General features: G+C 55.9%; 9 protein-coding genes. 2 read left to right on the top strand and 7 right to left on the bottom strand.

Annotated elements, in window-relative coordinates; genetic code table 11:
• Positions 1–113: 113 nt before the first annotated feature.
• On the top strand, positions 114–1,367 hold the full coding sequence (locus tag PLD_RS02190; protein WP_159889380.1) for a metallophosphoesterase: 1,254 nt from the start codon (positions 114–116) through the stop codon (positions 1,365–1,367).
• A gap of 179 nt (positions 1,368–1,546) precedes the next feature.
• On the opposite strand, the gene gbcA is transcribed toward PLD_RS02190, so the two are convergent.
• Positions 1,547–2,842, bottom strand: a complete 1,296-nt coding sequence (gene gbcA / locus PLD_RS02185; protein WP_159889378.1) for a glycine-betaine demethylase subunit GbcA — start codon at positions 2,840–2,842, stop codon at positions 1,547–1,549.
• A 285-nt stretch (positions 2,843–3,127) separates the two neighbouring features.
• Between gbcA and gbcB the strand changes: the two genes are divergently transcribed.
• Positions 3,128–4,228 (top strand): glycine-betaine demethylase subunit GbcB, encoded by a 1,101-nt coding sequence (gene gbcB / locus PLD_RS02180; RefSeq protein ID WP_159889376.1) that lies wholly within the window; start codon positions 3,128–3,130, stop codon positions 4,226–4,228.
• Between the two features lie 57 nt (positions 4,229–4,285).
• Here the strand turns inward: gbcB and PLD_RS30550 are convergent, their stop codons facing one another.
• The 6 genes from PLD_RS30550 to PLD_RS02150 form a co-directional block, all read right to left on the bottom strand.
• On the bottom strand, positions 4,286–4,531 hold the full coding sequence (locus tag PLD_RS30550) for an RHS repeat-associated core domain-containing protein (RefSeq protein ID WP_371928895.1): 246 nt from the start codon (positions 4,529–4,531) through the stop codon (positions 4,286–4,288).
• A 752-nt stretch (positions 4,532–5,283) separates the two neighbouring features.
• Entirely contained in the window at positions 5,284–5,754 is a 471-nt protein-coding gene (locus tag PLD_RS02170) for a hypothetical protein (protein WP_159889374.1), read from the bottom strand.
• Positions 5,748–7,208 (bottom strand): RHS repeat domain-containing protein, encoded by a 1,461-nt coding sequence (locus PLD_RS30545; RefSeq protein WP_159889372.1) that lies wholly within the window; start codon positions 7,206–7,208, stop codon positions 5,748–5,750. The genes PLD_RS02170 and PLD_RS30545 overlap by 7 nt, the downstream gene beginning before the upstream one ends.
• A gap of 162 nt (positions 7,209–7,370) precedes the next feature.
• Positions 7,371–7,643: a hypothetical protein gene (locus tag PLD_RS02160; RefSeq protein ID WP_159889370.1), complete on the bottom strand. Its 273-nt coding sequence runs from the start codon at positions 7,641–7,643 to the stop codon at positions 7,371–7,373.
• Between the two features lie 1,098 nt (positions 7,644–8,741).
• Positions 8,742–10,904, bottom strand: coding sequence for an RHS repeat-associated core domain-containing protein (locus tag PLD_RS02155; RefSeq protein ID WP_159889367.1), 2,163 nt, complete (start codon positions 10,902–10,904; stop codon positions 8,742–8,744).
• Between the two features lie 151 nt (positions 10,905–11,055).
• A complete protein-coding gene (locus PLD_RS02150) occupies positions 11,056–11,316 on the bottom strand; it encodes a hypothetical protein (RefSeq protein WP_178116101.1) in 261 nt (86 codons plus the stop codon).
• Positions 11,317–11,358 lie beyond the last annotated feature (42 nt).

Below are 11,358 nucleotides of genomic sequence, written 5' to 3'. Positions count from 1 at the left end.
CCCGCGCCAAGGCCGCTTCGTCGCACCCGGTAGACATGGCGTTGAGTGCACACATGAGCCCCTGGAACCACCGGGAGCGGGGCAAGGACCACCCACCCAAGAGGGATGCCGGTATGCCACTTATCAGCAATCTGGAACATGATGTCGACCGGGTAAAAACCCGGATCGACGGTTTGCTCGCCAGGCTCGATCTGGCCTGGAAAAAACTCCGTCATCAGCTCGAACCCGCCGAACTGCAGGCGATCGTACAACTGCTGCAGCGTGCCCATGATCAGGCGCAGTACGCCTTGATCCACGGCGACCTGCCACCCGGCCAAGCCCCCGTACCCTGGGAGCTGGCCCACGGCCTGTCGGTGCTGCACCTGGGCAACGCCACGCCCTTGCCGCAAACGGTGGCCCAATTGCAGACCCAGGTGATGAAGGACGGTACCCTGCTGGGGTGTCGCCAATGGGAACTGTTGGATCTACGCTGGAGCGAGGCCTTGCTCAACTGGATCGAGAACCTGCGCGACCATGCACCGTTCGGCATCACCCCGGCGCTGATCGAAATGCCGGACACCGTGCTGCTGGGCATGGCCGGAGATTGGGGCACCGGCTACTTCCAGCCCAATTCGGCGGCGCAGCGCGTGGCGGACCTGATCAAGCAGGACCAGCCGGATTTCACCGTCCACCTGGGAGATGTGTATTACGCCGGTACCGGCAGCGAAGAGAACGCCGACCTTGCCGACTGGCCCATGGGCCGCCAGGCGTCATTCAGCCTCAACTCCAACCATGAAATGTACAGCGGTGCCCATGGCTACTTTGCCGAGATCGCCGCGCTGTTTCCCAAGCAGCAAGGCACCAGCTACTTCGCCCTGTTCAACAGCCACTGGCTGATCGTCGGCCTGGACAGCGCCTATGCCGCCGATGAAATGAACCTGTACATGGACGGCAACCTCAATCCCCCGCAGCAGCAATGGCTCAAGGACCTGGTGGCGAGCAAGGGGCAGGGGCGCAAGATCATGGTGCTCAGTCATCACCAGGGGCTGGATATCAGTGGTCAGCAGCAGACCGCGCTGTACAAGCAGGTGGTCGCGGCCCTGGGCCGGGTGCCGGACTACTGGTACTGGGGGCACCTGCACAATGGCATCTGCTATGCGCCCCAGGGCGGCATGTACGGGCGCTGCATCGGCCACGGGGCGATTCCCTATGGCGTCACCCGCGAGTTGCAAGGCAACCCCCGGGTGCAATGGTCGGAAACCCTGTCGGCGAATGATCCGAACTACCCGCTGCGGGTACGCAACGGCTACGTGAGGGTGAAATTGGACGGCTCGCAGATCAGCGAAGCCTTCGTGAGCGAAACTGGTGCGCTGAGCTGGCCGGTGTAGCCGCTGCCGAGCCCGCGAGGCTGCGCAAAGGTCCGCAGGACCTTGCTTGGCAATCGCCAGACAAACCTCTGTCGCCTGCACGATCGATCCTTGCACGCACTACATCGGAATGCCGCCCAACTCGTTCGCAGCCTGCGGCAGCGGCTACAGGGGGTGTAGCCGCTGCCGAGCTTGCGGTTTTAGCCGTTAACCGGCACGCCCTTGAGATACGGCGCCGGCTCGGCGCCGAGGTTGCTCAGCATACGTTCGCTGTACCAGTCGACGAAGTTGACCACGCCAAACTCATAGGTCTTGGAGTACGGACCGGGCTGGTAGGCGGTGGAGTTGATGCCGCGCTGGTTTTCTTCCGCCAGGCGCCGATCCTGATCGTTGGTCGCATCCCATACCTGGCGCATGCGCGCCACATCGTAATCCACGCCTTCCACCGCGTCTTTGTGCACGATCCACTTGGTGGTGACGATGGTTTCCTGAGCGCTGATGGGCCACACGGTGAACACGATGATGTGATCGCCCATGCAGTGGTTCCATGAGTGCGGCAGGTGCAGGATGCGCATCGAGCCCAGGTCCGGGTTCTTGATCCGTCCCATCAGCTTGGCGCAGCCTTGCTTGCCGTCCAGGGTCATGGACACGGTGCCCTTGAGCAGGGGCATGCGTACGATGCGATTGCGCAGGCCGAAGCTGGCGTGGGCGTAAGGGATCTTTTCGGCTTCCCAGGCGGCGGCGGAAGCGGCCACATGGTCCTTGAACGCCTGGTCGGCGCGGGGGTCGGTGACGTCGTCCCATTCCAGCAGGGTTTTCAACAACTCGGGGTGTGAGCCAACGCAGTGGTAGCACTCGCGGTTGTTCTCCAGTACCAGCTTCCAGTTGGCCTTTTCGTGCAAGGTGGTCTGCACCGCCACCTTAGTGTTCTCCATGTCGTAGGGCTCCATGTAATGGGCCAGGGTCGCCAGGAAATCGTCGATGGCCGGCGGATTCTCGGCCAGGGAAATGAAGATGTAGCCGCCGGCGGTTTTCACGTTCACCGGTTTCAGGCCGTATTGCTTCATGTCGAAGTCGGCGCCCATCTCGGTGCCGGCGAACAGCAGGCGCCCGTCCAGTTCGTAGGTCCACTGGTGGTAGTGGCAGACCAGCTTGGCCACCTTGCCCTTGTCGCTGGTGCACAGCCGCGAGCCGCGGTGGCGGCAGACGTTGTGGAAGGCGTGGACCACACCGTCGGCGCCGCGGATGACGATGATCGGGTTTTTGCCGATCTGCAAGGTGATGTAGTTGCCCTTGGTGGGGATCTCGCACGTCATGCCGGCGATCAGCCATTCCTTGTGGAAGATCTCCTGCATGTCGATATCGAACAGCCTGTCGTCGCAGTAGAAGGGCTGCGGCAGGGAGAAAGTCCGCTCGCGCTCCTGCAGCATTTGTGCAGTGGCCTTGCGTGCGGGTTCCAGTGGATCGCCCAAGCTCAGGGTTGCGGTGACGTCCATCGTTCAGGTCCTCATGGCCGTTCTGTGCGGCCGACGAAAAGTGGCTACGGTGTGTGCTACGCAAGTCACGAAAAAACAGCTGTTGTGGTGGAGGCGAGTGTGGGTCCGCAGACGCCTTGAACCTTATCCATGGGCGACATGGCCCAATCTGTTCCCGACGCGTGGGCCCCGGTAATTGGGGCCTGGTCGCGATAAGCATGTGAATGTCGCAGTTAGGTAAATGGGCGTCAGTCGCCTTACGCAAAATCGCTGACAAGACGCCGACAGTCGGCCGTGGAGAACAGCATGTCCAACACCTTCCTCAACCCGGTAACCACCCAGACCTGGGCCAATGGCCGTCACATCGTCCGTTGCGTCAAAGTCATCCAGGAAACCTGGGACGTGCGGACCTTTTGCTTTATGGCCGATCTGCCGATCCTGTTCTTCTTCAAACCCGGGCAGTTCGTCACCCTGGAGCTGGAAATCGAAGGCCAGCCGGTGATGCGCTCCTACACCATTTCCAGTTCGCCGTCGGTGCCCTACAGCTTTTCGGTGACCATCAAGCGGGTGCCCGGGGGCAAGGTTTCCAACTGGCTGCACGACACCCTGCAAGAAGGGCAGGAACTGGCGGTGCACGGGCCGGTGGGGTTGTTCAATGCCATCGACTTCCCCAGCCCGAAAGTCCTTTACCTCAGTGGTGGTGTCGGTATTACCCCGGTGATGTCCATGGCCCGCTGGTTCTACGACACCAATGCCAACGTCGACATGGTGTTTATCCACAGCGCCCGTTCACCCAAAGACATCATTTATCACCGCGAGCTGGAGCACATGGCCTCGCGGATCGATAACTTCAGCCTGCACTTGATCTGTGAAAAACACGGCCTGGGCGAACCCTGGGCCGGTTATCGCGGCTACCTGAACCACAAGATGCTCGAACTGATGGCCCCTGACTTCCTGGAGCGGGAAGTGTTCTGCTGTGGCCCCACGCCCTACATGAATGCGGTCAAGCGCCTGCTGGAAGCTGCCGGTTTCGACATGGCGCGCTACCACGAAGAATCCTTCGGTGCGACCCCCGCCGAGGCCCGTGCCGACGCCGTGGAGCATGCCGAACAGGCCGCCGAGGCCCCGGAGATCGACGTCGCCGACCTGCATCAAGTGGAGTTCACCGCTTCCGGCAAGAGCATCCGCGTGGCCCCGGGCGAAACCGTGCACGCAGCGGCGGCCAAACTTGGGCTGATGATCCCCAAGGCTTGCGGCATGGGTATCTGTGGTACTTGCAAGGTGCTCAAGCTGGGAGGAGAAGTGGAGATGGAACACAACGGCGGGATCACCGAGGAAGACGAAGCCGAAGGCTACATCCTGTCCTGTTGCAGCGTGCCCAAGGGCGACGTGCGCGTGGAGTTCTGATTTGGAGTGGGTGCAAGGGAACTGGCTCTCATTCCGGTACAGGTTCTCCTCACCCGCCTACCCAATCGGGTCCAGGGTGGTAAACCGCCCCACCGCCGGATCGTAGTACCTGAAGGTGTTGTAGTACAGCCCGCTTTCCCGGTCGTGATACTGCCCCTGAAAGCGCGAATTCTGCTCCACCGTATTCGGTGATAACGCCTCCAATCCGCCCCAGGCTTTGTAGTACGCGCGCCACACCACGTGCCCTTGGGCGTCGGTCATTTCCTGTGGCGTGCCGATCTGGTCGGTGTGGAAGTAGTAGATCTGGCCAGGCTTTCCGGGCAGCGTCGGATCAGTGTCGATTCGGGCTAATGGTGCGCTGTCCGGCTCATAAACATAGGTGCTGTGGCGCTGCGGTTGTTGTTCTTGCAGCAGGCGCAGGGAAAGGTAGTGTTTTGGGTCTGGTCATCTTGCGTGACCTGTTTACCGATCCCGTGCCTTAGCGCGTCGTTGTTGTAGCGGGCCTCGCTGTACAGGGTTGCGATATGCTAGGTCTGGGCATGGATCAGGCGGTTCTTGTAGTATAAAAATCTCCCAAGGCACAAAGCTTAAATTTTTTTTGAATATTTCTTCCAGTCAGGAATACGGGAGGATTTTAAATATTGCTTAAATTCCTTTGCACCTCGTTTAGCTACTATTAATCCACAAGGTTAATTAAGAAAAAGCCTTTTAAATACCAATGCGACTTTACAAATGCGCTGGGATCAAACCCTTTCTGCTCCAATTTCTTGCTTTTTGTTAGTTGGTTTATGGGAGATTTTAATAAACCCTCTTCATTATTTAATGCCTTATGTGTTCTTTATGCGATACACCAGATAGTGCAGTACTTTTTGGGTCTAATGCGGTCATGGTATCTTCATGCTCTTAAATTTTTTAAGTTCTGTAGCGGATTTAATGTAGCATATTATAGTCTATCTTTTCACTAAATATAATCGACTTCATTTTTGGGTATTATTTACTATCTATCGAATTATTTAACTGTCCGTATCAAATCCAAGTGCGTTAATGATTAGAGATCATGTGATGGACTCGTATGCCACCTCAAGAGCATGCTGATATTTTTTAGCATTTGGTTGTCTTGTTTTTTTTAAGTAAGTTGGCAGGTGATCCCGTCTATCCCTCAGCAACAAGAACAAAATTGCGAATGTGAGCAAAAAAGTTTGGCTGTGCCCAACATATACTTCGTTTTCTTTTTCTTTTTCGTTTTCATCAAGAAGGTTGAACTCTTGGTCAACGGCAAATGTATCTTCGGCTCTTATAAGTTTTATGCAGAATTTTTCTAGAGTGTCCGCGTCGTTTTCAAGAAGTTTATCAATATCGAGCAGGCTTAATTCTGAGCTTTTTAGGCAGTTGCTTCCGAATTCAAGTTCGGCGTCATACAGGTCGTCACAAAGTTTTTTTCTGTGATTTTTATTATTTTTTTTTGTCAGATAAATGTATTTTTCAGACTCTAGAAAAGCTCGAATCTCTTCGGATTCATTTACCATGTACTTGTGTCCTTTATTATCTTGATTAGAGTTTTGCCAGTTTTTCTAAATGGATCAATGGCTTCGTGTGCCCATGGGGTTAATGCGGTAAGGTTGCTAGAGTTGTGGACTCCAGCCCCTCCGACCCGTTGAGGAATATTGGTATGATGCAACTCCATCGAAACGTCTTTAATGATACGCCGACCATTCTTCAGTACCTCAACCTGTATGCGAGGTGCACTCCCCTTAGCCATTCTTTGTGCGTTTGCAGCAGAGTAATTTGATGCGTTTACTTTAATCTCGTTTTTCCAGAAATTTTTCCTTGCAGTGCTCCAGCACTCCCAACCCCACGGATCAACCCACCCCAACGCATTCGGCGCATACCGATATAGGTTGTCCCCACCCGCCAACCCGATTGGGTCTTGCGTGGTAAACCGTCCCACCGCCGGATCGTAGTACCTGAAGGTGTTGTAGTACAGCCCGCTTTCCCGGTCGTGATACTGCCCCTGAAAGCGCAGATTCTGCTCCACCGTATTCGGTGATAACGCCTCCAATCCGCCCCAGGCTTTGTAGTACGCGCGCCACACCACGTGCCCTTGGGCGTCGCTCATTTCCTGTGGGGTGCCGATCTGGTCGGTGTGGAAGTAGTAGAGCCTGGCTTCTCGCTCTGGCAGTCCGGGATCAGTGTCGATTCGGGCCAATGGTACGTAACTGTCGGTCTCGTAGACGTAGGTGCTGTGGCGCTGGGGTTGTTGTTCTTGCAGCAGGCGCAGGCCTTGCCAGAGGAAGGTCGTTTCTTGGGTCTGGCCGCTTTGCATGACTGCTTTAGCGATGCGGCGCCCGAGGGCGTCGTAGTGGTAACGCGCTTCGCTGTGCAGGGTTGCGCCGTGCCAGGTCTGGGCGTGGATCAGGCGGTTTTCGCAATCGTAGGTGAAGCGTTGCATTGCGCCATTGGCGCTGCTCTTTTCGCTGAGGTTGCCCCAGTCGTCGTAGGTAAAACGCAGGTCCTTGAAGGCTATGAGGCGGTTGTTCTGGATCTTGTCGAATTGCCAACTGCCGCTGCCGCAAAGGTTGCCGGCCGGGTCGTAGGAGAAGTCTTCGGTGTGCAGTTGTGGGTGGTTTGGTTGGCGGCTGCGTAGTTGGCCATTGGCGTCGTAATGGAAGTCGGTGATACCGCGCTGTTTGTCGACGATCCGCTGTACTTCACCGCCCGGGCTGTAGTGATAGCGGCGGTGCAGGGCGGTGGCGGGATGTTGCGGGAGGCCGAGCAGGCTGTCGGTCTTTTCCTGCAGTTGGCTCAGTTGTACGTGGGGCAAATGGCCGCTGCCGTAGTAGAGCAGTTTGCGCCCGCTGATGGCATTCACCGAATTGCCGAACAGGGCACCGGCCACACGACTGATAGTCGGGTCGACGGCATAGCAACTGACCAATTCACCGGTTATCGCACCGGCCGCGAATTTCAAAGCGTAGGGCAAGGAGCTTGCCGGCCGCCAATGATAAAGACCTTGACCGAACGGCTAGCATTATCGTTGTGTGTTTGACGCCTGCCGTTACCGGCAGGCTTCACAGCAGAACAACCAGGGCCTGGTCTAGATGCCCGATGACGAGTACCGGCACGCGAACCTGGACTTGGAGGGTTAAGGTTCTGGTAAATCCATGGCCTGTTGTTCCGCCACCCGCAATACGTCGCATCCGTCCTGCAACAACAAGGTTGCCACGCTGGAGAAGCGCGTCAGGTCGAGATTGTCGGCGTTGCGGCTGGTCATGCTGGAGACGCTGTCCAACATGTCGCGGGCAGCGCGGATGTGCAGGCCGGCGTAGTTCAGTAGATCAAGCAGAGTTGCTTGAGGGTTGATAAAGGCGACGGGGTGGTCGGTGGTGTTGGAGGAGGTGAAAGCGTGGTAATCCATAACGGTGACGCTCCATGGAGAGGGTTAATGAGCTGCCACTTTTCGCGGCCAAACGAAAATAGGGTGGCAACTGTACGCGGGTTGGCCGACCGAGCTCCATGACCCCGGCACACCCGAAGGTGTCCCACGCACAGTCGCCATAATACGAATGTGCGAGCGCGAAAAAAGCGCCCGCTTTCGGATGGTGGCGCTTGATGCGCATGGAGGGTCGGACGGCCAAGTCCGGTCGCTGAATTGGCAGCGACGGGCGTAACTATATGGACACCACATCGTCAGTGCAAGAGCATTGTTTTCCGAAATGTAAAAGAGCGGTCGTGAAATCTTAATGTAACGTCTCGTTCTCAGAAAAGAGTCTGCACTCAGTTTTCACGGCCGCGCTCATTTATATTTACACTCATCATAAGGCTGTAGTAGCGAGTGCGGAACGATTAAATGTTAGAAGGCAAACTCTCATATACGTTTCAGAACGTGATTTTTTTGAAGAGCCATGCTGCACAAAAATTAACCTGACGTGTCACTCTACTAATGAACCGCTGATTAACTCCCAGTTCGGCGAACGCCGCCCTTATAAATCAAGGCTTGCAGCGCGCCCTCGGGGCTAAAACTGAATAACTCAGCGCCTCCCTAAATATACATAGGAATAAAATTATAACTTGATCTCATTCAAGCAACTAATAATACGCATGCTCGACTCTTTTGATGATGGTTCTATCTCCATTAAGCGATTAAAGAAGGCCCGAGCGTGATTACTCATCGATATCAAAAAATAATCCTTGTCCACATCAATCTTGACTTCTTCATGGCAATTAACGATAACTCTAACCTCTCGATTTAAACAAATAAACTTGACTTCTATTGGCTGATCAGGAAAGAAACAGCTAAAATTTTTTCCCTCATGTATTAATGACAGCCCTTCTGATAAATAACACCAGAGCTCATCAATATAGTCATACATCGACAGATCAATAAGACTAACTCCATTTATTGAAAGTACTAACGCACCTTCGATATAATCCGGATCAGCTATATTGCCATCAAAATCAAAGATGCTTATATACTTATTATCTTGCTTTATATATGTCTCTATTACTATGTTTTTCATTTTGGGTAAAATTGTCCTATTCTTCCATTTTTTAATCCAACTACATATTCAACACCATTGGACGTGCCTGTTATTTGGTATTGCCCTAAACCACCTTTGTTTGATAAGGCACTTCTATTTTGCTTCATTACATCACCAATAGCCTTAGAAACATCATCTATTGACATTTTGCCTGATAAGAAACTTTGCTTGGCTTTTATTGAACCATCCCAATATTCAGGGTGGTGACGTTCCAATATATGTTTCATCCCTTTCTTGTCTAATTTAAGCGTCTGATTTCCAACGTGGAAATCTTTACCAGTAAACCCGTTAAGATCATTAACAACCTTGCCTGGTTTAGCAACTTTAGGGGAACAACTTAATCCCCACGGATCAACCCACCCCAACGCATTCGGCGCATACCGATATAGGTTGTCCCCACCCGCCAACCCAATCGGGTCCTGGGTGGTAAACCGCCCCACCGCCGGATCGTAGTACCTGAAGGTGTTGTAGTACAGCCCGCTTTCCCGGTCGTGATATTGCCCCTGAAAGCGTAGATTCTGTTCCACCGTATTCGGTGATATCGCTTCCAATCCGCCCCAGGCTTTGTAGTACGCGCGCCACACGACATGTCCTTGGGCGTCGGTCATTTCCTGTGGGGTGCCGATCTGGTCGGTGTGGAAGTAGTAGGTCTGGCCCGGCTGCTCGGGCAGTGTGGGGTCTGTATCGATGCGCGCCAGGGGCGCGTAGCTGTCGGTCTCGTAGACGTAGGTGCTGTGGCGCTGCGGTTGTTGCTCTTGCAGCAGGCGCAGGCCTTGCCAGAGGAAGGTCGTTTCTTGGGTCTGGCCGCTTTGGGTGACCTGCTTGCCAATGCGGCGCCCGAGGGCGTCGTAGTGGTAACGCGCTTCGCTGTGCAGGGTTGCGCCGTGCCAGGTCTGGGCGTGGATCAGGCGGTTTTCGCAATCGTAGGTGAAGCGTTGCATTGCGCCATTGGCGCTGCTCTTTTCGCTGAGGTTGCCCCAGTCGTCGTAGGTAAAACGCAGGTCCTTGAAGGCTATGAGGCGGTTGTTCTGGATCTTGTCGAATTGCCAACTGCCGCTGCCGCAAAGGTTGCCGGCCGGGTCGTAGGAGAAGTCTTCGGTGTGCAGTTGTGGGTGGTTTGGTTGGCGGCTGCGTAGTTGGCCATTGGCGTCGTAATGGAAGTCGGTGATACCGCGCTGTTTGTCGACGATCCGCTGTACTTCACCGCCCGGGCTGTAGTGATAGCGGCGGTGCAGGGCGGTGGCGGGATGTTGCGGGAGGCCGAGCAGGCTGTCGGTCTTTTCCTGCAGTTGGCTCAGTTGTTCGTGGGGCAGGTGGATCGCGGCTTGCCAGAGCTTGCGCCCCTGGCTGTCGTAGCCGTAGCGACTGGTGAGGGTGCCTTGGGTGCGCAGGGTTTCGCGGTGCAGGGCGTCGCGCTCGAAGTCGCTGATCAAGTGGCCGTCGAGGTTGATCTGGTGCAGGTGGCCGCTGCCGTAATAGAGCTGATTGAGCTGGCGAGCGTCGGGCAGGGTCAAGCCGGTGAGATTGCCCAGGGCGTCATAGTGGTAGGCAATATTGCCGGTGTTGCTGCTTTCGCTCAGCAGTTGGTCGGCGGCGTCGTAGCTGAAGGCCAGGCGATCGGGGCGGATGCCCAGGGCTTCGCCCAGTTTTCCCGGCAGGCGCTCGACGGCAATCAGGCGATCGGCATCGTCGTAGTGATAATCCAGGCGAGCGTCGCTGGTGACCCGGCTGAGCAGGCGCCCCGCGGCGTCGTGCTCGAACTGTTGCACGCGAGTGACCTGGAGCAGGCTCGGGCCGGTGGCGATTTCTTCCAGTTGGCTCAGTTGGCCGTTGAGGCTATAGCTGAAGCGGCGGCGTAGGCCATCGATGCGCACTTCTTCCTGCAGGCGATCGCTGGCGTCGTAGCTGAAGCGGTAGGCGGCCTTGTTTTCATTCAGCAGAGCGATCAGGCGCTGGGCTTTGTCGTATTGATAGTGAACCTGCTGGCCACGGGCGTCCTTGCGTTGGCTGGGCAGGCCCCGGGGCGTGCGCGCCAGGCTGGTGGTGTGGCCATCGGCATTGGTGTGGCTGAGCAACTGGCCAAGGGCGTTGTAACGGTACTGGTCGTGGCTGCCATCTGGATGGTCAACGCGCAGCACTTCGCCATCGGCTTTGCGGGTCAGGCGCGTGGTGCACTTCAGGGCATCGGTGTTGAAGAACTGGGTGACGTGACCCAGAGGATCGGTGCTGTCGAGCAGGTTGCTGTAGCGGTTGTAGCGAGGGAGCTTGCTCCCTCGCTACAGGCAGCATTCAGCTCACGGCCTGCGCCTGCAAATGACGTCCTAACACATCCAGCACATCACAGCCATCGCGCAGCGGAATGGCACAGACTAGGGCCAGCTCTTGCAGCACCACGGCATCGCCTGGGATGTCGGGGCGGGCGGCGAAGTTTTCCAGCAGTTGAGTGACAGCGCGGATGCGGTAGGCGGCTGCTTCGTACAGTACATCGGCAGGGGCCTGGGTATCGATCAGCAGGGAAGGGATGGTGCAATCGTGGCCGGTGATCGGCATGTATCTGTTGTCTAGTCCTGAAATAGGTTGACACTTGTTTCA

It is taken from the genome of Pseudomonas sp. LD120, assembly GCF_009861525.1.
GTDB lineage: Bacteria > Pseudomonadota > Gammaproteobacteria > Pseudomonadales > Pseudomonadaceae > Aquipseudomonas.
The sequence above is the reverse complement of the archived record's forward strand: the minus strand, read 5'-3'. Positions and strand labels throughout refer to the sequence as shown.